The sequence below is a fragment of the Amycolatopsis mongoliensis genome (assembly GCF_030285665.1).
Taxonomy (GTDB): domain Bacteria; phylum Actinomycetota; class Actinomycetes; order Mycobacteriales; family Pseudonocardiaceae; genus Amycolatopsis; species Amycolatopsis mongoliensis.
In genome coordinates, this window is the sequence record NZ_CP127295.1 from 8,988,865 (window position 1) to 9,011,501 (window position 22,637).

Annotated in this window: 17 protein-coding genes; 6 read left to right on the forward strand and 11 right to left on the reverse strand. The window is 70.5% G+C overall.

The window, feature by feature from the left end; all coding sequences use genetic code 11:
- Window positions 1-10 precede the first annotated feature (10 nt).
- The 7 genes from QRX60_RS43140 to QRX60_RS43170 form a co-directional block, all read right to left on the reverse strand.
- Window positions 11-3,895, reverse strand: a complete 3,885-nt coding sequence (locus QRX60_RS43140; RefSeq protein WP_285997245.1) for a glycoside hydrolase family 2 TIM barrel-domain containing protein — start codon at window positions 3,893-3,895, stop codon at window positions 11-13.
- 122 nt (window positions 3,896-4,017) lie between these two features.
- Complete coding sequence (locus QRX60_RS43145) at window positions 4,018-5,757, reverse strand: GDSL-type esterase/lipase family protein (protein ID WP_285997246.1); 1,740 nt, start codon at window positions 5,755-5,757, stop codon at window positions 4,018-4,020.
- A gap of 14 nt (window positions 5,758-5,771) precedes the next feature.
- Window positions 5,772-8,939 carry a family 78 glycoside hydrolase catalytic domain gene (locus QRX60_RS43150; RefSeq protein WP_285997247.1) on the reverse strand — a complete coding sequence of 1,056 codons (3,168 nt, stop codon included), beginning with the start codon at window positions 8,937-8,939 and terminating at the stop codon, window positions 5,772-5,774.
- A gap of 161 nt (window positions 8,940-9,100) precedes the next feature.
- The gene (locus QRX60_RS43155; protein ID WP_285997248.1) at window positions 9,101-9,667 is read right to left on the reverse strand and encodes a hypothetical protein; all 567 of its coding nucleotides are present in this window, start codon (window positions 9,665-9,667) and stop codon (window positions 9,101-9,103) included.
- Window positions 9,668-9,718: 51 nt separating this feature from the next.
- Window positions 9,719-9,970: a hypothetical protein gene (locus QRX60_RS43160; RefSeq protein WP_285997249.1), complete on the reverse strand. Its 252-nt coding sequence runs from the start codon at window positions 9,968-9,970 to the stop codon at window positions 9,719-9,721.
- Between the two features lie 132 nt (window positions 9,971-10,102).
- Complete coding sequence (locus tag QRX60_RS43165) at window positions 10,103-10,525, reverse strand: YkvA family protein (RefSeq protein WP_285997250.1); 423 nt, start codon at window positions 10,523-10,525, stop codon at window positions 10,103-10,105.
- Window positions 10,522-11,103, reverse strand: coding sequence for a Chromate resistance protein ChrB (locus tag QRX60_RS43170; protein ID WP_285997251.1), 582 nt, complete (start codon window positions 11,101-11,103; stop codon window positions 10,522-10,524). The genes QRX60_RS43165 and QRX60_RS43170 overlap by 4 nt, the downstream gene beginning before the upstream one ends.
- Before the next feature lie 191 nt (window positions 11,104-11,294).
- Here QRX60_RS43170 and QRX60_RS43175 point away from each other — a divergent pair, with 191 nt between their 5' ends.
- The gene (locus tag QRX60_RS43175) at window positions 11,295-11,579 is read left to right on the forward strand and encodes a hypothetical protein (protein ID WP_285997252.1); all 285 of its coding nucleotides are present in this window, start codon (window positions 11,295-11,297) and stop codon (window positions 11,577-11,579) included.
- A gap of 45 nt (window positions 11,580-11,624) precedes the next feature.
- Here the strand turns inward: QRX60_RS43175 and QRX60_RS43180 are convergent, their stop codons facing one another.
- From QRX60_RS43180 to QRX60_RS43195, 4 genes are read right to left on the reverse strand one after another with little or no spacing between them, the layout of a single operon-like run.
- Complete coding sequence (locus QRX60_RS43180; protein ID WP_285997253.1) at window positions 11,625-12,788, reverse strand: Gfo/Idh/MocA family protein; 1,164 nt, start codon at window positions 12,786-12,788, stop codon at window positions 11,625-11,627.
- A gap of 7 nt (window positions 12,789-12,795) precedes the next feature.
- Entirely contained in the window at window positions 12,796-13,572 is a 777-nt protein-coding gene (locus QRX60_RS43185; RefSeq protein ID WP_332845801.1) for a sugar phosphate isomerase/epimerase family protein, read from the reverse strand.
- Between the two features lie 59 nt (window positions 13,573-13,631).
- Window positions 13,632-14,573: a glycoside hydrolase family 6 protein gene (locus tag QRX60_RS43190; RefSeq protein ID WP_285997254.1), complete on the reverse strand. Its 942-nt coding sequence runs from the start codon at window positions 14,571-14,573 to the stop codon at window positions 13,632-13,634.
- Between the two features lie 26 nt (window positions 14,574-14,599).
- Window positions 14,600-16,774, reverse strand: a complete 2,175-nt coding sequence (locus tag QRX60_RS43195; protein WP_285997255.1) for a glycoside hydrolase family 9 protein — start codon at window positions 16,772-16,774, stop codon at window positions 14,600-14,602.
- Between the two features lie 335 nt (window positions 16,775-17,109).
- Here QRX60_RS43195 and QRX60_RS43200 point away from each other — a divergent pair, with 335 nt between their 5' ends.
- The 5 genes from QRX60_RS43200 to QRX60_RS43220 all read left to right on the forward strand — a co-directional run bounded on the left by QRX60_RS43200 (window position 17,110) and on the right by QRX60_RS43220 (window position 22,634).
- The gene (locus QRX60_RS43200) at window positions 17,110-18,399 is read left to right on the forward strand and encodes an extracellular solute-binding protein (protein WP_285997256.1); all 1,290 of its coding nucleotides are present in this window, start codon (window positions 17,110-17,112) and stop codon (window positions 18,397-18,399) included.
- An 84-nt stretch (window positions 18,400-18,483) separates the two neighbouring features.
- Complete coding sequence (locus tag QRX60_RS43205) at window positions 18,484-19,443, forward strand: carbohydrate ABC transporter permease (RefSeq protein WP_285997257.1); 960 nt, start codon at window positions 18,484-18,486, stop codon at window positions 19,441-19,443.
- Entirely contained in the window at window positions 19,443-20,264 is an 822-nt protein-coding gene (locus QRX60_RS43210) for a carbohydrate ABC transporter permease (protein ID WP_285997258.1), read from the forward strand. The genes QRX60_RS43205 and QRX60_RS43210 overlap by 1 nt, the downstream gene beginning before the upstream one ends.
- The gene (locus QRX60_RS43215) at window positions 20,261-21,583 is read left to right on the forward strand and encodes a GH1 family beta-glucosidase (RefSeq protein ID WP_285997259.1); all 1,323 of its coding nucleotides are present in this window, start codon (window positions 20,261-20,263) and stop codon (window positions 21,581-21,583) included. Before QRX60_RS43210 ends, QRX60_RS43215 begins: the two co-directional genes overlap by 4 nt.
- A gap of 49 nt (window positions 21,584-21,632) precedes the next feature.
- Window positions 21,633-22,634: a LacI family DNA-binding transcriptional regulator gene (locus tag QRX60_RS43220; RefSeq protein WP_285997260.1), complete on the forward strand. Its 1,002-nt coding sequence runs from the start codon at window positions 21,633-21,635 to the stop codon at window positions 22,632-22,634.
- Window positions 22,635-22,637 lie beyond the last annotated feature (3 nt).

The window sequence follows — 22,637 nt, forward strand, 5'->3', positions numbered from 1 at the left end:
CACGGACTGCTCACGAAGAGGCGGTCGGCCTCCGGAACAGGTCCATCGCCTGGTCCCGCCTCGAGAGCGGGCGCAGCCGGTACGTGTAGTGGTAGTCCCGGTTGGCGAACAGCTTGTACTCGTCGTGCGTCTGCGCGCCCCAGCTGTCGTCGCCTCCGACACCCATCTGCCGGTGGTTCAGGCGGAGCACGACGTCCTGGCGCGGCGTCAGCTGGTAATCGTGCAGCGCCCCGCTCGACAGGTCCTCCGGCGTGAAGTGCGAAGCGTTGAACTCCAGCAATGGTTCCGCGGTGGCGAGCAGGCCCACACCGCGCTTGTCGGTCAACGCGACCCACCGCACGTCGGTCTTGTTGCCGTTCTCCTGCGGACGGATGTAGCCCGTCCACTGCCGGGCCACCGTCGAGGAGTACACGCCCACGTCCGAGCCGGTGTTGCGGTCCCAGTGGTTCTCCTCGGGACCGCGGCCGTAGTAGTCCACGGTGTCGAACTCGCCGGGCACGAACAGGATCGTCCCGACTTCGGGCAGGTACGGCAGATCCGGCGAACCGGGGTGCACGGCGTGGTCCACCTTGATCTCACCGTTGCCGAAGACCGTGTACGTCGTGCTGTACGTGGAGGGAACCGAGGTGGGCAGCGTGCCGCTCACCGTCACGACCACCGCTCGCCCGGCCCGCACCGAAACCTCCGTGACCTTCCGGTCGGTGCCCGCGTACCGCCAGGTGGCGTTGCGGCTCGGCTGGCCGTTGCCGATGTCGTTGTCGGTCGGCGCGCGCCAGAAGTTCGGCACCGGACCGGACGTCACGAGCCGCACGCCGTGGACCGTGTAGGACGTGATGAGCCCGGTGTCCTTGGCGATCGACAGGGTGAACCCCTCCCCCGTGATCTCGACGCTCTGGCCGGTCTCGCGCACGGTGGCCGCGGGCACCTGCGCGAGCGGGACCGGCGGGACGGCGGGACTGCCGAAGTCGACCGGCAGCTGCTGCTTCGCCACCTCGAACCCGGGCTCGGCCCAGATCGTCGGTGTCCTGGTGCTGAAGGAAAGCCGCAGGAAGTACTCACCCGCCGGGCGGGCGGGCCGGCGCAGCGGCAGGGTGATCGTCCGGCTCGAGCGGGGCGGCACGTCGAGCTGCGCCCGGGTGAGCCGCCCGCGCTGCACGACCTTGCCGTCGTTCTCCAGTTCCCAGGTGCCGTCGTAGGAGCCGACGTTGGTGAACAGGTTCTCGTTGGTGATCGTCACCCGGCCGGCGGGCAGGTCGGCTCCGGCGGACACGTTGATCGCCTGGTAGACCTGCTTGACTTCGACGGCCTTCCCGCTGATCCGGCGGTCGGCGGTGACGATGCCGTTGGCGCAGAAGTTGCCGTCGTTGGGGTTGTCACCCCAGTCTCCGCCGTAGGAGAGGTAGGTCCGCTCGGTGGGCTGCTTTTCGACGTAGCCCGCGGTGGCGGCGTCGAACCAGAACCTGACCGCCGGGTCGCGGGAATCCCGGTCGCCTGCTTCGAGTTCCGCGGCGCTGAGCGCCCGCGCGTAGACGCGGGCGACCCGGATGTGCCCGCTGAACACCCGCTCCGGGTTCTCGTAGTCGGTACCGAGCGCGAGCTGCGCGGTGGTGCTGTCCGGCACGCGGTCGGTGTCGGCGTGGGCCACGGCCTTGCCGTCGAGATGGAGCGTCAACGTCTTCGCGTCGTGGTCGAGCACGCCGGCGACGTGGTGCTCCCGCCCCACCCAGTCCGCGGGCAGCGGCACGCTGACCGCGACCCAGGTTCCGGCGTACACGAAGAACTCGAGGTTGTTTTCGGTCTGCTTCAGCGAGAACTGGTGGTCGCCCTTGGCGACGATCGGCTGGTGCCCGCCGACCGCGGCGGGGGTGACCCAGGCTTCGAGCGTCAGCGAACCGGTGAGGTCGAGGCTGCGCGCGGGCGGGAACACCGCGGCGCCGGCCAGGCCGTGGCCGGTGTCGAACGTCGCCGCGGGCGCGAGCTCCGCGGTGAGCGCGGCGGGGCCGGTCTCGGTGAGCAGCTTGCGCTTCGGGGTGGGCCAGTACAGCCCCTGGTCCACGAAGTCCCAGATGAACCCGCCCTGCAGCACCGGATGCGCCCGGATGACGTCCCAGAACTCCTTGAGGTTCCCGGTCGAGTTCCCCATCGAGTGCGCGTACTCGATCATGATGTAGGGCCGGGTGTCGGCGGGGTCGAGGGCGCGCTGTTCGAGCGCGGCCGGGGTCGGGTACATCTGGGAGCGGACGTCGCTGGTCCCCGGCCGGTCGTCGCCCTCGTACTGGATCACCCGCGTTTGGTCGTACGAGTGGATCCAGTCGTACATCGCCGAAAAGTTGCTGCCCGACCCCGCCTCGTTGCCGAGCGACCAGATGACGACGCTCGGGTGGTTCTTGTCGCGGTGCACCATCGCCTTGGCCCGGGCGAGGACCGCGTCGGTCCAGTCCGGGTTCGAACCGGGGTACTGGTCGCGGACGCCGTGCGTCTCCAGGTTCGCCTCGTCCACGAGGTACAGCCCGTACTCGTCGGCCAGCTCGTACCAGACGGGATCGTTGGGGTAGTGGGACGTGCGGACGGCGTTGATGTTGATCTGCTTGATCAGCCGGATGTCCTCGACGAGGTCGGCGCGGGTGAGCGCGCCGCCGCGGGCGGGGTGGGCCTCGTGCCGGTTGGTGCCGCGCAGGCTGACCGGCTGCCCGTTGATCCGCATCAGCCCGTCGGTGAGCGCGAACTCCCGGAACCCGACGCGGGCGGAAAGCGTTTCGATGGGCTTCCCGGCGGGATCGCGCAACACGAGCACCGCGGTGTAGAGGTTCGGCTGTTCCGCCGACCAGAGTTTCGGGTTGCGCACGCCCTGGGCCGCCTGCACGAGCACGTCCTGCCCGGCCGGCACCGAGCCGAGCCCGACCGCCTGGCGCAGGGGCTGCGGCCACACCGGCCGCCGGGAGGCGTCGTACAGCTGGGTTTCCACGGTGTAGGTGCGGGTGTCCGCACCGCCGTAGTTGCGGACGCTCGCGGTGACGGCGAGGTCGGCGTTGGTGTAGCCGTCCCGCAGCCGCGGGTCGAGGCGGAAGTCGCGCAGGTGCACGACGGGGGTGGAGAACAGGTACACGGACCGGAAGATGCCCGCCAGCCGGATCATGTCCTGGTCTTCCAGCCAGTCGCCGTCCGGGAAGCGGTAGACCTCCACGGCGAGCTGGTTGGTCCCCGGCCGGAGGTGGTCGGTGATGTCGAACTCCCCGGGCGTGCGCGAGTCCTCCCGGTAGCCGAGCAGCACGCCGTTGACCCACACGTAGAACGCCGACTTCACGCCTTCGAAGTGCAGGAACGTGCGCCGGCCCGCCCACCCGGCCGGGACCTGGAAGGACCGCCGGTACTGACCGACCGGGTTGAACCGGGTCGGCGCGAACGGCGGCTGGGCGTTCTCGTTCTGCCCGTTGGCGCCCCACCAGGGGTAGGTGAAGTTGACGTAGATCGGAAAGTCGTAGCCGTGCAGCTGCCAGTTCGACGGAACCGGGATGGAGGCCCACGAGCTGTCGTCGACGTTTTCCCGGTGGAACTCCGGATCGCGCGCGTCGGGCCGGTCGGCGTGCCGGAACTTCCAGTCGCCGTCCAGGCTCTGCCGGAACGGCGAGCGCGTGCGGTCGCCGTCCAGCGCCTGGCCGAGGTCGGCGTACGGCATCAGGGTGGCGTGCGGTGGTTCGCTGCCGACGTCGAAGATCCCGATGTTGTTGTTCCACTCCGGAAAACCGTTCGGCGGCGAGGCCCACTCCCGGGTGGCCGCCGCGGCCGGGCAAGCCAGCGACGAAAGCGTGGCCGGCAGCGCCAGCGTGCTCAGCAACGCGGCCCCACCGCTCAGGAAAGTGCGCCTGCTGAGCGCGCCCCGGTACTCCGACGACATCGTGAACCACCCCGTTTCTCGACGCGGAGAACGTTACCTTCCCACCAAGCGAAGTCAACGCTTCCGCACATAGTCAAACGGACAAGATGTTCGGTCCTGTTGACCCCTGCTCGCAGAAGGGGTCACAGCCGGCCGAGCGGAACGGCCGCGGCCATCGCGGCGTAGCCCGCGTCGCCCGGATGCAGGTGATCACCGGAGTCGTAGACGGCGCGCATCGCCTCCGGGTCGGCCGGATCGCGGACGGCGGCGTCGAAGTCGACCCAACCGTCGAAGACCCCGCCGTTGTCGCGGATGAAGGCGTTGACCTGGTTGCGGGCCGCCAGGTGCGCGTCGCTGCTGCAGGTGCACCCCTTGATCGGGGTGAGCGTGCCGGCGAGGACCCGGATGCGGGCCGCGTGCAACTCGGCGGCGATCTCCTTCAGCCCGGCGATGACGTCCTCGGCGCTCGTGCCGCTGTTGATGTCGTTGATGCCTTCGAGGACGATCGCCGTCCGCACCCCGGGCTGGCTGATCAGGTCGTGGTTCAGGCGGGCCAGCGCGTTCACGCCCGCGGTGCGGCCGTCGGGGTAGCCGCTGAAGGCGTCCTGCAGGATCCGGTTGCCGGAGATGCCTTCGTTCACCACGGCGCGGCCCGGCAGGCGCCGGGCCAGGAAGTCCGGCCACCGGCTGTTGGTGTTCGGGGTGGACAGGTAGCCGTCGGTGATCGAGTCGCCGAACGCGACCACCGCGCCCGTGCTGCCCGGCCCGGTCACGTCGATTCCGGAGAGGATCGTCCAGAAGCCGAACGTGCCCGCGGACGGGAACGCGACGCCGTCGCCCGCGTGGTCGCCGGTGCCGTCGGCCGTGGTGTACATCTCCTGCAGCGCGACGCTGTGCATCGGCGCGTTGGTCACCGTGCCCTGCAGGTACAGGCTCACCAGCAGGTCCGCGCCGGCGGGCACGGAGAACGGCAGCGGGTCGCTGACGGCCTGCCCGCCCGCGGGCAGCGCGATCCCTTTCCGCCCGCCGAAGGTCAGCGTCACCGGCGTGCGGACCGGGACCGCGCCGACACTCCGGACCGCGATGGTCGCGTGGCCGACGGTCAGCGGCCCGGGGTCGTAGGCGTTGTCGAGCCGGATCCGCACCTGGGAGCCGCCCCGGCTGGTGTGCTCCACCATGCGCAGCGTGCGTTCGGTCCACGGCCCGGCGGCGAGCCCGTCGTCCGTCGCCGTGGCCCAGGTCGCCGTCCAGGGGCCGGCCGTGGGCCGGGTGCCGATCGAGAAGACGTGCAGGCGAGCGCCCGAGCCGGCCTTCGGCAGGGTGAGCGCGGTGACCGGGACGCCGGGGTCGAGGGGGATCGAGACGGTGTAGAGCTTGGCGGGGGCCGCGCCCGGGCCGTCCGGGGTGTTCCAGCGGGGGAACGCCACGGTCAGCCGGCTGCCCGGCCCGGTGATCCAGTCGGGCACGCTCAGCCGGTAGTCCTGGGTGTGGCCGTCGGCGTATTCGAGCGTTCCGGTGCCCTCGGTGCCGGCGCCGGTGCTCGTCACGAGGAATGACAGTGCCGCACCGGCGAACCGGCCGGCGATGCGCTGGCCGTCGGCGACGACGTTGTCCGGGGTCCCCGGCGCGGCGGCGGGCAGCCGAAGCTGCGCGCCGTCGACGGTGATGGCCCGGCCGCGGTCCCAGCCCGCGGCGGTGGAGTCTTCGGCGACGAGACTGTGCCCGAAGCCGTCGAGGTCCGCGGCCGCGGGTGTGGCGGCCGGGCTGGTGCCGGCGTTGTCGAAAGCGGCGGCGAGGTCGGGGTAGGTGACGGCCGCGTCCGCCGGCCTGGCCGGGACGACGAGGCCGGCCGCCAGCAGGGCGGCGAGCAGAATCCGCTTCACGAGGTCCTCCTGGGTCAGGCGCAGTGGTGGACGGTGAACTTCGACGTCCCGGAACCGATCTGGATCTGTTTCCCCGTAGGCAGGGTGACCGTGGCGGTCGTGTTCCCGGGCACCGTGACGGTCAGGTCGAACCGGCAGCCGGTCTGCGTCCACTCCGACGCGACCACCCCGCGGACGGTGTCGATCGACGCCGCGACGTGCCCGAGCCCGGCCGGCACCTGCGGGGCGATCGCGATCGACGCGTACCCCGGCGTCGCGGGCGTGATGCCGGCGAACTGCGTGTAGAAGGCGGTGTTGATCCCGGCGAACATCGCGTGGTCGTGGGTTTCCATGCCGGACTCGTACGTCCACTGCTCCCACGGCGTCGTCGCGCCCCGGCCGATCTCGTACCCGAAGCCCGGGTAGGTCTTCTGCCGCAGCACCGTCAGGGCGACGTCGATCCGGCCGACCTTCGCCAGGGCCTCGGGCAGGTAGCGGGTGCCGAAGATCCCGGTGTCGAGGTGCCCGCCGTTCTTCGTCAGGATCGTGTCGACGAGCTTCGCCCCCACCCCGGCGACCTTGTCCGGCGGCACCATGCCGAAGGCGAGCGGGAGGATGCCGGTCGTCTGGCGGCCATCGCCGTAGGTGGTGCCCGAGGCGTCGAGGAAGTGCGCGTTGAACGCGTTCGCGATCGACGTCGCCAACCCGGCGAAGTGCGTCGCGTCGTCGGTCTTTCCCAGTGCCCGTGCGGCTTTCGCGACGTCGTCGGCTTGCCGGTAGGACAACGCCGTGTTGACGACGGACCGTTCGCTGAAGCAGTCGCCCGCGGACGGGCTTCCCTGGCCGGAGTTGGCGTTCGGGCTCCGGTCGGGTGGGCACCAGTCGCCGAACCCGCGGTCTTCCGGCCAGATGAAGCCCGGGTAAGCGGCGGCGTTGGTGTCCACGAAGGACTTCATCTTCGGGTAGGCCGCGGCGAGGCGGCCGAGGTCGCCGTACTGCTCGTAGAGCGACCAGGCCAGGTCGACCGAGCCGCCGCCCATGTCCGGCAGCTGGGCGTTCCCGTCGTCGCTGGGCAACGCCGTCCCGGGCGGCAGGTCGAGCAGGTACTTGCCGTAGAAGGAATCCATGCCGAAGTCGAGGACGGACGCGTCGTGGTAGGCCTGCACGTCCATGCCCGGCGGGGTCCGCTCGTCGCGGACGGGGTTGTCGGTGGGCAGGCTCATCGAGTTGTTCAGGACCGCGCGCCGGTTGTTCGCCCAGATCGTGTTCAGCAGCGGGTCGGACGTCTCGACGTGCCCGGTGGCGGCGACGTCGGCGTGCACGACCCGGCCGGCGACGCTGCCGAGGTCCGGCGTGCCCGGGTAGCCGGTCAGCTCGAGGTAGCGGAAGCCGTGGTAGGTGAACCGCGGTTCGTAGACCTGGACCCCGCGCGCGGCGCCGACCGTGTAGGAGTCGGTCGACGCGGCGTTGCGGTTGGTGGTGGTGTCGAGCGTGCCGTCGGCTTCGAGTTCCTCCGCTGTGCGCATCCGCACGGTCGTCCCGGCCGGCCCGGCGACGCGCAGCTGTGCCCAGCCCGCGAAGTTCTCCCCGAAGTCGTAGACGTACACGCCCGGGCGAGGCTGCTGCACCGCCACAGGCCGGACGGTGCGGACCACCCGGATCGGCGGCGCGGTCGATCCGGTGAGCGACGCGGAGGGTGCGGCCGTGGCCCGCACCGGGTGCCAGGCCGCGTCGTCGAAGCCCGGCCGGTCCCAGCCGTCCTGCGCGAGCCGGGCGTCGTAGCTTTCGCCCGCGTAGAGGTCGTTGGCCGTCACCGGGCCGTCCGACCACCGCCACGATTCGTCGGTGGTGATCGTCCGGCGGGTCCCGTCGGCGAAGGTGACGACGAGCGCCACGATCCCCTGCTTCGGCCCCGTCCAGCGGAAGCCGTACTGGCTGAACCGCGGTCCGTACCCGTTGCCCAGCCACAGCCCTGCCGCATTCCGTCCGATGTGGACCTGGTTCGTCACGTCGAAGGAGTCGTACAGGTTTCTTCGGTCGTACGACGTGCTCCCCGGTGCGAGGACCTGGTCGCCCACCTTGCCGCCGTTGAGGTGCAGTTCGTAGAAGCCGAGACCGTAGACATAGGCACGGGCGCTCGCGACGGGCTTGTCCAGGACGAACTCGTGGCGCAGCAGCGGCGCGTCCGGCGACTGGGCGAGCAGGAGCGGATCACCCTGGGGTTCGAGCTTCCCATCGGTGATCGCGGCCCCGGGGAACCGGGCGTCCGGGGTGGCCGAGAAGTCGTCGGAGAACAACGGCGTGCCGTCGAGACCGTGCACGGCCAGGTTGTCGTAGGCGGCGGCTTCGGGCGTACCCTGGCTGACCGAAGTCCGGAACCCGATGGTGCCGGCGCGCACCGCGCCGACCGTCCGGGAGTCCACTTCGGTCCCGTCGATCACCGTGACGACAGTGCTTCCCCGTGCTTCGATCCGAAGGTGGTGCGGCGCGCCGGCGTTCTGCGGGGTGATGACCGCACTCAGGTCGGTCTCCCCGAGGAGCGCGAACGACCCGTGGCTCTTCTCGTGCGGCCGCAGCAGCACCTTGCCCGGCGTGGTGGCGGCGTTCACCTGCCACATCAGGAAGTAGTCGGGACCGGCGGCCCGGAAGACCACGCTCGCGGCCGCGGCCTTGATCGTGAAGTCGACGTCGAGGGCGAAGTCCTGCCAGGCATAGGCACCGCCGGTGTCCGGCGTGATCCACTCGGCGCCCGCCCAGTCGGCCGGCCGCGCGGGCCCGGTCTCCCACCAGGCCGCCTCGGCCCTGGCGGGGGTGCCGCCGCGAGCGCCCCACACTTCGACGGTCCAGTAGTTCCGCTTCCCTGCCGCCGCGGCGGGCCCCCGGTACGGCACCGCGACCGACTCCGCGCTGAAGACCTTGCCGCTGTCCCAGACGTCGGCCCGGTTCTCGGCGAGCAGGCGCGGGCTGGTCGCGACGAGGATCCGGTACGCGGTCTGCCGGGCACCGGGCTGTCCGGAGCGCAGCTTCCAGCTCAACGCCGGCGCAGTGCTCGCCGCCAGCGGATCGGCGACACCGTCGGCCCGCAGATCGAAGGCCTGGACAGCCGGATTGCTCCCCACCGCACCGCCAGGCGATGCCGTGGACACCAGGGACAGCACCGCGGCGAGGAGAACGAGCACGAGTCGTGGGCCGTGAGCGGACATGAACACTCCTTCGCGAGTCGACTTCGTCGTCAGCCTTGCCGATGATGTTCATTCACGATTGAAACGTTTCAAGTATGATAACAGGACGCCCGCGTCTCTCCCAGGTTGTCCACGAGACAGAATCCTCCCGACACCGCGTCAGGCAGGGAACCGGCCGCCGCTCACGCCTCCCGGGATTCAGGTCGTTCCCGGCTTCTCGGCGGGAGTTCCCGGTGCGCGCCCGCGTAGTGAGCGGTGCCGATCGCGCCGGCGATGGCGAGGACGAATCCCGCGATGGCCGCGACCGTGAAGCCGTCGCGGACCCGGTCGGCCAGGAAGACCACGCCCACGGGCGACGACACGGTGGTGTTCGTGGTGAACATGGTGGCGGTGACCGCGGTCGCCCGGCTTCGTTGCAGGGCCATCGCGAACGCCGTTGCGGCGACGAGGCCGTTGACGATCATCGCCCAGACCGCCGGTTCCGCGGCCAGGTGCCAGATCGGGCCCACGGTGCCGAGGGAGCGCGCCGAGACGCCGACGATGCTGAAGCCCAGTCCGGCGCAGAACCCGAGTACGGGAGCGGCCGACCAGTGGCGGTTCCGGCGTTCGGTGACGAACGCGAGCGCCGCGAGCGGGAGCGCCGCGCCCAGCAGGAGCAGTTTTCCGCCGAGCGGCAACGGCTGCGCGGGGCTCGGGTCCGCGGACAGCCCCAGCAGGACGAGGCCGGTCGCGCCGACGCCCAGCGCCACCCAAGCGGCGGCGGCCAGCCGGACGCCCCATCAGGGCGGAGATCGTCGCGGTCACGCCGACGCTGAACGCGAGGACCGACTGGACCAGGAACAGCGGCAGGCGATGCAGCGCGACGGCGGCGGAGACGAACCCCAGCAGGTCCACCCCAGCCCGAGGAAGTAGAGCGGCTGGCGCCGCAGGGCGACCAGGTCCTGAGGCGTGCCGCCGTAGGCGCCCGCTCGCCGGACGGCGGCGGACTCCAGGATCGGGCCGCTGCCCGAGGCGAGGGCGGCCACTACGGCGAGGACGTATCCGAGGATCACCGGACGAGTCTGCCAGCCCGGCCCGGACAGCCGGAACGGGCGGATCGGTGCGCGACGCACGGAGCAAGACCGGCAGAAACACGTCCGCCGACGGGACTCTTCGGAGCCTTGCGGCGGATGAACGGCGTCCGTTCAGCTCGTCGATGCCCGGATCCCGGTCAGGCGGGCCAGCGCCTCGAATCCGTCGTCGGTGCCGGGCCAGTGCGCGCGCACGGCGTCGATCCCGGCGCGGAGGACGACGCCGCGCAGAACGGCGGTGACGATGATGGCGTCGTCGGCATAGCCGAGTACCGGGATGAAGTCGGGGACGAGGTCGATGGGCAGGGCGAGGTAGGCCAGCAGAAGCGCGAGCCGGATCCGGACACCGCGAGGCAGCGTCTCGTCACCGGCGAGACGCCGGATGAGCCGCAGCACGTCGGGCAGCAGCCGCAGGGCCTCGCGCAGCAGACCGCCGCGCGGCCGGACGAGGACGAGCGCGACGACCAGCGCGAGCCAGGCCGGCACGAGCGCACCGGCCACACCGATCAGCAGGTCCCACCAGAACGAGCCGGTCACCGGTTCTTCACCGCGCGCGGCGTCGCCGGGGCCGGCGCCTCGGCGCGCAGGGCGGCTTCTTCGGAGGCGAGGAGTTCGGCGGCCGCGTGCTCGACGGCGTCGCGGGCGTCCTGGCCGACGGGGGCGGCGAAGTAGTCGCGAGCCGCGATCTTGGCCAGCCAGCTGCGAAACCGCTGCAGATCCGCCTCGGACTCCTCGACTTCGGCGTAGGTGGCGTTGCCGCGCGCCTGCTCGTCGGCGAGTTCGCGGCGCAGTTCGGGCAGCCGCTCGAGGACCTCGGCGTACTCGGCGTCGCGAGCGGTGTTGAGCTCGGCGATCACGGCCTGTTCCTCGGCCGGGTCGGTGAAGGTCATCGGCAGCACCCGCGCGGTTCCGCCCTGGTGGCGGACCCGGTCGGCCAGGCGGCGGACGTCCCGCAGCACCTCGGGCCGCGCGGGCAGCAGGCACACCGACTGCTGCAGGTAGAGCGCGCCCAGGGAGCGGAGCTTGCGCCAGACCTGCACGCGCAGCGAGTCGGGTGCACCGGCGGTCGACACGCTGATCACGAGCCAGCCCTGCTCACGGGATTCGCTGCGCACATCGCCATGTTACGCCCGTAACACTGAACTGGTCCAGCTGTAACGGTGGTCGTGACGGCTGTTCACCGCGCGGTCCTCGGGCGAGGCGACAGTGGCAAAGTCACCACAGGCACTCCGCTTTCGGCGAAAATGACGGGCAGGCGGCCACCGGCCGCCTGCCCGTCGCCCCCGCGAACCACCGGTGTGCTCGCATGGATTCCCCGGACCACCGCGCCCTCCGCCCGGCGCCTGAGCTGCGATTCCTGCTGCTGGGACCGGTCGAGGCCCACCTGGGCGACCGGCGGCTCGAGCTGGGACGCCGTCGCGAACGCGCGCTGCCGGCGGCCGCCGACCGCGCGGGCATGGATCTGAGCAAGATCTGGGACGAGATCGACAGCAAGATGACCAACACCGTGATGCACCCCCTTTCCGCGCCGGCCCCGAACGTCTCGATATCCCCCTCACTCCAGCTGTCGAGGCTCTTCCCCGACGGATGAGCAGGACCGGCGTCTCGTCGTGCCGTGTAAGCACTTTCTCGAGAATCACACCGAGGCCTGGACGCTCAACCCTGCCAGCTCCACGCGACGGCCGGTCCGCGACGACTCCAGCCCCGCCTCGGCCAGGCGGATCCCCCGCGCACCCGCCAGGAAGTCGTACGGGTGCGGTTCGTCCGCGACGACGTGCCGGACGAACTGCTCCCACTGCGCCTTGAAGCCGTTGCCGAAGTCGGCGTTGTCCGGCACCTCCTGCCACTGCGCCCGGTGGTCCCGCGTCTCCGGCAGGTCCGGGTCCCACACCGGCTTCGGTGTGACCTCGCGCGGCTGGACGACGCACCTGTGCAGGCCGGCGACCGCGCTCCCCCGCGTGCCGTCCACCTGGAACTCGACCAGCTCGTCGCGGTGCACGCGCACGCACCACGACGAGTTCAGCTGCGCGACGATCCCGCCGTCCAGCTCGAAGATCGCGTACGCGGCGTCATCAGCCGTCGCGTCGTAGGTGGTGCCCTGTTCGTCCACCCGGGACGGAATGTGCGTGACGGCCCTCGCGGTCACCGCGCGGACCGCGCCGAAGAGGTTTTCCAGCACGTAGTTCCAGTGGCAGAACATGTCCACGACGATCCCGCCGCCGTCTTCGGCCCGGTAGTTCCAGCTCGGCCGCTGCGCGCTCTGCCAGTCGCCTTCGAAGACCCAGTAGCCGAACTCGCCGCGCACGGACAGGATCCGCCCGAAGAACCCGCTGTCGACGAGCCGAGCGAGCTTGCGCAGGCCGGGCAGGTACAGCTTGTCGTGCACGACACCGTTTTTGACGCCTGCCGCGGACGCCTGACGCGCGAGGGTCACCGCGCCTTCGACGGACTCCGCCAGGGGCTTCTCGGTGTAGATGTGCTTGCCCGCGTCGATCGCGCGCGCGATCGACTTCTCGCGGACCGACGTGAGCTGCGCGTCGAAGTACAGCGGGAAGCCGGGGTCGGCGAGCGCGGTGTCGAGGTCGGTCGTCCAGCGGGTCAAGCCGTGCCGATGCGCGATCTCGGACAGCTTGTCGTCGCTGCGGCCGACGAGCAGCGGTTCGAGCTGCACGCGGGAGCCGTCGGGGAGCAGGACGCCGCCCTGCTCGCGGATCGCCAGGACCGAGCGCACCAGGTGCTGGCGGTAGCCCATCCGGCCGGTGACGCCGTTCAGCACGACACCCAAAGTCTCTGCAGTCATTTTCACCTCAGTGTTCGGGGAGCGCGTACCGGCCGAACCAGGCCGCGGCCGCGCGCAGGGGGACTTCGATGGCGGCCAGGTCCGGGTACCAGGCCTTCTCCCACTCCAGGGAGATCCAGCCCGACCACGACCGCAGGAGCTCGCCGCACTCGGAAAGCGGGACCGCGCCCTCGCCCGGCGGCACCGGGGTCGGGTCGTCCCGGCCCACGGCGTCCTTGACCTGGAAGTAGCCGAGGTAGGGCCCGAGCACGGCCCGGGTGGTGGCGGGCTCCTCGCCCGCCCGCCACGGGTGCACCGCGTCCCACAGCACCGCGACGCGGACCGGATCCCCGAAGGGGCTGACCAGGTCCAGCGCCGCGGCGCCGGTGGGGTGCGAGTCGTGCGTCTCGACCAGCAGCCGCACCCCGGCGTCCCGCAGGTCGTCGAGGACGGCTCCGATCCGCGGCCGCGCGTCGCCGTCGCCGCCCGGGAAGACGCGCACGGCCGGCGCCCCGATCCTCTGCGCCAGCTCGATCAACGCGCGCAGCTCGTCGATCACCGGCCGGTCGGGCCCGGGACGGCTGACCTTCGCGTACCCGGCCAGGCACGCGACGGCCAGCCCTTGGTCGTCGAGCAGGGAGCGGAGGTCGTCGACGGCCGGACCCGGAAGTCCTAAATGGACTTCCTCGTCGGGGTGCACGCGCAGCTCCAGGCCTTCGCACCCGTGCGCCAGTGCCGTGCGTGCGGCTTCGCGCACCGGGACTCCCGGCATGCCCAGCGTGCTCACGGCGAACCGCAGGCCCATCGGCGACCTCCCTTGTCAGCCTCTTTTGTAAGCGCTTACAGTATTGTGTGTCAAGGGTTTCAAGTGCCGTCGATCAGCCGGACGGCGAGGTCCGGGCTGAACGTCCCCGCGGGCACCGTCGGCGCGATGCCGCACTGGCCGTCGGAGACCCCGGGCGTCTTCACCCACAGCAGCATCTCCGCGCCGCCGCCGACCTGGGCGGTGACGCCGAGCCTGCGCCCGGCCGGGTTGCACCAGGTCCCGTCGGAGCCGTTGGCGTTGCGGCTGGTGTCGATGACGTACTTCGCCCCGCCGCCGAGCCCCGAGTTCACGGAGTCGGCGTAGCTGATCGACTGGCCGGTGGTGTAGAAGTTCGACACGTTCACCGAGAAGCCGCGGGCGTCGGCCACCCCGGCGGCCTTCAGGCGGCTCGCCATGGTCGACGCCGCCACCCAGCCGGCGTTGCCGCCGTCGAGGTAGGCGTAGGTGTTCGGCGCCTTCTGCTGGAACATCTGGACCGCGTACGTGAGCATCGTGTTCCGATCGGCGATCTGCGAACTGCTCATGCAGTCGAAGTCGCCGAGCGCGTCCGGCTCGATGACCACGACGGCCGGGTGCGTCCCGACGCCGGCCGCGAAGCTCGAGATCCACGTCTTGTACGCGCCGAGGCTCCCGGCTCCCCCACCGGACTCGCCGCCGCAGGCGTCGCGGCCGGGGAGGTTGTACGCCACGAGCACGGGGAGCATGTCGTGGCTGTCGGCGGCGCTGACGTAGCTCGCCACCGAGGTGCCGATGTTCGCGTCGTTGCCGAACCACTTCGCGATCGGCTTCGACGCGATGGACGCGGTGATCTTCGAAGCTCGCGAGTCACTCGAGTGCGACGCCACCCAGGACGCGGGCGCCGAACTCGGGTTGACGTAGAACCCACTGGTCAGGTCGATCGGACTGGCCGCGCTCGCGGGCACCGCGGTGCCGGCGAGCAAGAGTGCCGACACCGCGAGGATGCGGGCTGTCCACGGCATTGTGGACCTCCTTCTTTCCGAGGGGACTACTTACCGGCGGCGAACGCCGCGATCCAGGCGAGCGACGAGTTCCAGTTGACCGCCGTCTCGTTCGTCGAATACGAGAAGATGTCGTCGATGTAGCACTTCGCGGGCGCGCAGCCCGGCAGGTTCTGCTGGGCCACCGGGTCCTGCAGCGCGCTGTTCGGACCGCCGGCCAGCGAGCCCGGCGGCGGGGTGGGCAGCTTCGGGTCGAGCTGGTGGGCCCAGATCCGGCCGTGCTCGTTGGTGCTGGCCCGCTCGCCGTAGCCGGTGACGAACGACTGGTTGAGCCCGTTGCGGCCGAGCAGGTAGTCCATCGACTCGAGGACGGCGTCCCGGTACCCCGGCCGGTGCGTCAGGTCGTACGCCGTCGCGATCACCAGGGCGTTGTTGGTCGTGGAGCTGCTCGAACCCCACGGGTAGGCCGCGGCCTTGAACGGGTTCGGGTAGCCCTGCGAGTCGATGTTGCGGACGTACTGATCGGCGACGCCCAGCACCCGCTGCCGGGCGCCCAGGACGCGGTCGAGGGGGAAGCGCCACGGGAGCCGGGCGATCGTGAGGTCGGTCAACGCGCCGGTGTCGCGCCACGAGAACCCGTCGGCCGTGATCCGGCCGGTCATGGACTTCAGGTAGGTCCGGTCGCCCGTCGTCGCATACAGCTCGGTCGCCGCCCAGGAGAACTCGTCGGCGACGTCGGTGTCGGCGTACGCGCCGCCGCCGACGCTGTCCTCGGCCGGCGCGTAGACCGCGGGGTGCGCCAGGGCGGCCTGCCACGCCGTCTTGGCCGCGGCCAGGCACTTCGCCGCGAACGCGCGGTCGTAGGGCTGCCAGACGCGGGCGCACTGGGCGGCCGCGGCGGCCAGGTTGAGCGTCGCCGCGGTGGACGGCGCGTGCAGGTAACGCGGTTGGGCGTCGGCCTGGGGCTGGGTCGGCAGCGCGGTCCAGGCGAGGTCGTGGATCTTGTGGTGGGCCATGCCGGTCAGCGGCTGCCCGGCCGGGACCTGCATCTTGAGCAGGAACTCGACCTCCCAGCGCGACTCGTCGAGCACGTCCGGGACGCGGTTGCCCGCTTCGGGCACCTTGAGCAGGCCGTCCTTCAGGTTCGCCCAGTCCCCGGTGGACAGCGAGCGCTCGTAGCTGTCCATGAGCTGCCACGCGGCCAGGGCGCCGTTGACGACGTATTTGCCCTGGTCGCCGGCGTCGTACCAGCCACCGCTGACGTCGAGCGAGTAGTCGCAGGTGCCGGGCAGGCAGGGCACGGACGTGTCGCCCTTGTTGGGGGCGACGCCGAGGTGCCCGGCGGGGCGGGCGTAGGCGTCCCCGACGTAGGCGGCGTCGATCGGGGTGCCGCTGCGGACGAGGTAGAAGTACTCCAGCGAATCCCTGCGGAGGCCGTCGTACGGGTCGCGGGAGATGCCGAACGGCTCGCTGACCGCGGTTCCGACGGCGAGGGTGTAGCCGGTCCCTTCCTTGCGGTAGTCGCCGAAGTCGGCGATGTGCACGTGGTCGCCCGAGGCGGCGTCGTCACCCCGCACCTGGGTCCGGCCCTTCTTCACGACTTTGCCCGCGCTGTCCCGAAGCTCCCACGGCACCGGCGTCGTCGAATCATCCACAATGGACGCCTCCTTCGGCCCGGTCGTCGCGTACCCGACCTGGTTCACCCGCACGGGTGAGCCGTAGTCCTTGCCGCCGCCCGGCGGGATGGCGCCGCCGGTGAGCGAGACGTCGTCGACGCAGAACGTGTACGCCTTGGCGGCGCCGCCGAACTGGAAGTTCACCTGGCCGCGCAGGGTGGACAGGCTCGAGGTGCCGGTGAAGGTGAACGTCTTCGGGGTGCTCGTGACCGCGGCACTCTTCGAGAACATCGTGGTGCTCGGGGCGACGGCGAGGCCGAGGCCGGCGCGGATCGTGACGTCGGCGGTGGCCGTCGCGGTGAACCGCAGCGTATACGGCCGGCCGGCCTCCAGGGGGATGTCGTTTTCGCCGAGCATCGAGTCCCACGGGTTGACCGTGCCCGCCGGGACGTCGGCGCACAGGCGGCCGGCGTCCACCCGGGACGGGGTGTTCCCGCTGCTCCACCAGGGAGCCTTGGTGGTGTCGAAGGTGCCGTTGAGCACGCGTTCGTACGGCGCGTCGGCCTGTGCGGCCGGGGCCAGCGACACGACGAGCAGTACGGGCAAACAGGCTGCGAGCAGCCTGGGTCTTACGGACATACCGGCGCTCCAGGGATCGAAGTCGGGGATCGAGGAGGCCGGCACGCCACAGCGTCAATGCGGGATGGTGCGCCGGGGACGGCCGGTGTGTCAACCGTCCCGGGCTCTGGACAGCTGCCTCTTCACAACCGCGCCAACTCCGGGTTACAGTCCTGTAAGCGCTTCCAATTCTGGTGCAAGCCAGCCAGCGCCTCACCGGCACAGCCGCAGCGTCGCAGCAGGTGAAGGTGTTTTCACAAAGTCGTGATGACGGCCGTACGGACTGTTAGCGGTTCCGGATTCGGCCCGTAAGTGGAGGTTTCATGCCTGCCAGACTCAGGCGAACACTGCTGGCCACCGCCATGGCCGCCACCCTCGTCGCCGCCGCGGCCTGCGGCGGGGCGGACGACGATCAGCAGAGCGCGTCCGGCCCGGTCACCCTCGTGGTGAAGACGTTCAGCCAGTTCGGGTACGACGCCCTGTACAAGCAGTACGAGGCGAGCCACCCGGGTGTCACCATCAAGGAGGACAACATCGGGAAGCTGGGCGACTACTCGCCCAAGCTCCAGCAGTGGATGACCGCGGGCTCCGGCGCCGGCGACGTCGTGGCGCTCGAAGAGGGCATCATCAGCCAGTACGTCGCGAAGCCGGACAAGTTCGTCAACCTCCTCGACAAGGGCGCGGACGCGCTCAAGCCGGACTACCTGGACTGGAAGTGGAACCAGGCACTGACCGCCGACGGCAAGACGCTGATCGGGCTCGGCACCGACATCGGCGCCCAGGGCATGTGCTACCGCAAGGACCTGTTCGCCCAAGCCGGACTGCCCACCGACCGCGAGCAGGTCGGTGCCCTGTGGCCGACCTGGGACGCCTACCTGGCCACAGGAAAGCGCTTTCTCATCGCGAACACCGGGGCGAAGTTCTACGACTCCTCCAGTGGCATGTACCAGAACATCCTGATGCAGCAGGGTGACCACACGTACTACGACAAGGCGAACACCTTCGTCGCCGACAGCAACCCGGCCGTGCGCAGCGCCTACGACCAGACCGTCGGGATGATCCAGGCCGGCCTGTCGGCCGACCTCGACCAGTACAGCCCGCAGTGGAACGCCGGGTTCAAGAAGGGCACGTTCGCCACCATCGCGTGCCCGTCGTGGATGCTCGCGACCATCCAGAAGCAGGCCGGCCCGGAGAACGCCGGCAAGTGGGACGTCGCCAAGGTGCCGGGCAACGGCGCGGTGCGCGGCGGCTCGTTCCTGGCGGTGCCCAAGCAGAGCAAGCACCAGGACCAGGCCGTCGAGCTGGTGAAGTTCCTGACCAGCGCGAAGGGCCAGATCGGCGCGTTCCAGGCGAAGGGCAACTTCCCGTCGTCGCCACAGGCCATCGACGACCCGGTCGTCCAGGGGCTGACCAACGCCTACTTCGGCAACGCGCCGGTCGGGAAGATCTTCGGCGCCAGCGCTAAGGCCGTGAAGCCGGTGTACCTCGGCCCGGCGAACGTCGCCATCGGCGACCGGTTCACCAACGCGCTGCTCGCCGTCGAACAGGGCAAGCTCCCGCCCGCCGAGGCGTGGTCGAAGGCCATCGACGAAGCCAAGCGCCTGGTCAAGTAGCCCGCCACCCCGTCGTGAGTGGTTAGGAGGGTTCTAACCCTCCTAACCACTCACGACGGGGTGGCCTCCACAAAGGACTCTCAGTTGGTCACCCAGCAACGGCCCCGCGCCGCCGTGAAGCCTCCGGCGCCGCCACGCCCCCGGGAACGCGGCAGCCTGCTGTCCCGGTGGGACCTCAAGGCCTCGCCGTACCTGTACATCTCCCCCTTCTTCCTCCTCTTCGCGGTCTTCGGGCTGTTCCCCTTGCTGTACACCGCCTGGGTCTCGCTGCACAACTGGGACCTCGGCGGCGACGGCGGGTTCATCGGCCTCGACAACTACGCCACCCTCTTCGGCGACCCGGACTTCTGGAACGCCGTGGTCAACACCCTCGGCATGCTGGTGCTGGCCACCGTGCCGCAGCTGCTGCTCGCGATGGTGGTGGCCGCGCTGCTGAACCAGCAGCTGCGGGCCCGGCTCCTGCTGCGGATGGGCGTGCTGCTGCCGATCGTGACGTCGGTGGCCGCGGTCGGCATCGTGTTCAGCCAGATCTTCGACCGCGACGCGGGCATGGTCAACGGCCTGCTCCACCTGGTCGGCGTCTCCCCCATCGACTGGCGCGCCGACAAGTGGTCGTCCTGGATCGCGATCTCGACCATGGTCGACTGGCGCTGGACCGGCTACAACTCGCTGATCTACCTGGCCGCCATGCAGTCCATCCCGCGGGAGCTCTACGAAGCGGCCACCGTGGACGGCGCGTCCAAGATCCGGCAGTTCCGCAGCATCACGGTGCCGATGATCCGCCCGGCGATAGTGTTCACAGTGATCATGTCGACCATCGCCGGCATGCAGCTGTTCACCGAGCCGCTGATCTTCGGGCAAGGCACCTACGCCATCTCCGGCGGCTCCCTGCGCCAGTTCCAGACCGTGTCGATGTACATGTTCGAGAAGGCCTTCCGCGACGCCGACCTCGGCTACGGCTCGGCCATCGCGTGGATGATCTTCCTGCTCATCACCATCCTCGCGGTGATCAACTTCCTCGTCACCCGGAGGTCGGCCAAGTGATGCGGAAGACGTCTCCCCTGGTCTACGTCACGCTCCTCGCCGGGATCGCGCTGTCGGCGTTCCCGCTCTACTGGCTGTTCGTGGTCGCCACCCGGACCAACGACATCGTCGGCGACTGGCCGCCGCCACTGCTTCCCGGGGGCAACCTGTTCGGCAACATCGGGCGGCTGTTCTCCGCCGAAGACGCGAACTTCCTGCTGGGCATGGTGAACTCGGCGATCGCGTCGGTGGTCGTCACCGTCTCCGTCGTCTTCTTCAGCACGCTGGCCGGGTTCGCCTTCGCCAAGCTGCGCTTCCGCGGCCGCAACGGGCTGCTGGTGGTCATCCTCGGCACGATGATGATCCCGGTGCAGATGGGCATCATCCCGCTCTACATGATCATGGTGCAGCTGGGCTGGCAGAACCGGCTGCAGGCGGTCATCGTGCCGTTCCTCGTGTCGGCGTTCGGCGTGTTCATGATGCGCCAGTACGCCGAGCGCTCGGTGCCGGACGAGCTGATCGAGGCCGCGCGCATCGACGGCTGCTCCACGTTCCGGATCTACCTCACGGTCGTGCTGCCCGCGCTGCGGCCGGGCGCGTCGGTGCTCGCGCTGTTCACGTTCATGAGCACCTGGAACGAGTTCCTCTGGCCGATCGCGGTGCTGGAGAACGACAACCCGACCGTGCAGTTCTCCCTGAACCAGCTGTCCACGAGCTACTACACCGACTACACGCTGATGTTCGCGGGCGCGCTCGTCGCCTGCGTCCCGCTGCTGCTGGTCTTCCTGGCCTTCGGCAAGCAGATCATCGGCGGCATCATGGAAGGAGCGGTCAAGGCGTGAGCACCTTCGAACCCGGGTTCCTCTGGGGCGCGGCGACGTCGAGCTACCAGATCGAGGGCGCGACGGCCGAGGACGGACGCGGGCCGTCCATCTGGGACACCTTCGCCGCGACGCCGGGCAAGGTCGACCACGGCGACACCGGCGACGTCGCCGCCGACCACTACCACCGCTACCGCGACGACGTCACGCTGATGAAGGACCTCGGGCTCGGCGCCTACCGGTTCTCGATCGCCTGGCCGCGGATCCAGCCCACCGGGTCCGGCGCCGTCGAACAGCGCGGGCTCGACTTCTACCGGCGGCTCGTCGACACGCTGCTGGAGCACGGCATCCAGCCGTGGCCGACGCTCTACCACTGGGACCTGCCCCAGCCCCTGGAAGACGCCGGAGGCTGGCCGGACCGCGACACCGCGCAGCGCTTCGCCGACTACGCGGCCATCGTGCACGACGCACTCGCTGACCGCGTCACGCACTGGACGACGCTGAACGAGCCGTGGTGCTCGGCGTTCCTGGGGTACGCCACCGGGCGGCACGCGCCGGGCCGGCAGGAGCCCGGCAACGCCGTGCGCGCCGCCCACCACCTGCTGCTGGGGCACGGCCTCGCCGCGGAAGCCATGCCGGACAGCACGGTCGGCCTCACGCTGAACCTGACGCACGTCTCCCCCGCGACCCGCGCCGAACCCGATCTCGACGCGGCCCGCCGGATCGACGGCATGCAGAACCGGCTGTTCCTCGACCCGGTGCTGCTCGGCGAGTACCCCGCCGACGTCCAGGCCGACCTGGCCGGGGTGACGGCGTTCGATCACGTGCTCCCGGGGGACCTGAAGACCATCTCGGCACCCCTGGACTTCCTCGGGATCAACTACTACTCCCCCATGCTCGTCGCCGGCGGCGGCACGCCCCGGCCGTCGGCCTACGTCGGGTCGGACCGGGTCACCCAGATCGACGGCGGCCGCCCCCGAACGTCGATCGGCTGGGAGATCGATGCGCGCGGCCTGCTGTCCCTGCTGATCCGGCTGAACCGGGACTATCCGGCCATCCCGCTGTACGTCACGGAAAACGGCGCGGCCTTCGACGAACCCGTGCACGACACGGCGAGGATCGCCTACCTGGAAGGTCATCTGCGCGCCTGCGCCACCGCCGTCGCGCGGGGCGTGCCGCTCAAGGGGTACTTCGCGTGGTCCCTGCTCGACAACTTCGAATGGTCCTACGGGTACGCGCAGCGCTTCGGGCTGGTGCACGTCGACTACGAGACGCAGCAGCGCACCCTCAAGGACAGTGCCCGCTGGTACGCCGGCGTCATCACCCGGCAGGGGCTGTGAGCGCTTACAGACTTGTTAAGCTGGCCGTCGACCAGGGGAGGTCACCACGATGAGCAACCGGCCGTCGACGCTCGAGGAAGTGGCCCGCCTGGCCGGGGTGTCCACCGGCACCGTGTCCCGGGTGATCAACAACGCCCCGCACGTCAGCAAGAAGTCGCGCGAAGCCGTGCAGCGGGCCATCGAAGAGCTCGGGTACGTGCCGAACACCGCGGCCCGGTCGCTCGCCACGGCGCGGCGCGGCGCGGTGGTGCTGGCCATCTCCAGCGACGACCCGGCGTTGTTCGCCAACCAGTTCTTCGCCGAGGTGATCGCCGGGGTCAACGCCGTCATCGAGGAAACCGACCTCCAGCTGATGCTGGTGCTCGCGGCGTCCGAACGCGGCCGCTCGCGGCTGACGCGGATCCTGCAGTCGCGCGCCGCCGACGGCGTCCTGCTGCTGGCCCTGCGGGAGAACGACCCGCTGTCGAAGATCGCCGACGAGGGCCAGGTGCCGGTCGTCCACGGCGGACGCTCGCTCGACCGCACTCCCCAGCACTACGTCGACGCCGACAACCGCGGCGGCGCCCGGCAGGCCGTGGAGTACCTGGTCTCGCTCGGGCGGCAGCGGATCGCGACGATCACCGGGCAGACCGACCAGCACGCCGGCGTCAACCGGTACCTCGGCTACCGGGAAGCCCTCGCGCTGGCCGGGCTGCCCGACCACCGCGTCGTGCACGGCGACTTCAGCGAGGCCAGCGGCGTCGAAGGGATGGCGCGGCTGCTCGACGAGCACCCGGATCTCGACGCCGTGTTCGTCGCTTCGGACGCGATGGCGGCCGGGGCGCTGAAGGTCCTGCGCTCGCGGGGGCTCTCGGTACCCGAGGACGTCGCGGTGGTCGGGTTCAACGACATCGTCACCGCGCAGCACACACACCCCGCGCTGACCACCGTCCGCCAGCCGATCGAGGCGCTCGGCCGGGAGATGACGCGGATGCTGGTGCGGCTGATCGACGGCGAGCAGCCGACGTCGCTGATCCTGCCGACCGAGCTGGTGGTCCGCGAGTCCGCCTGAGCG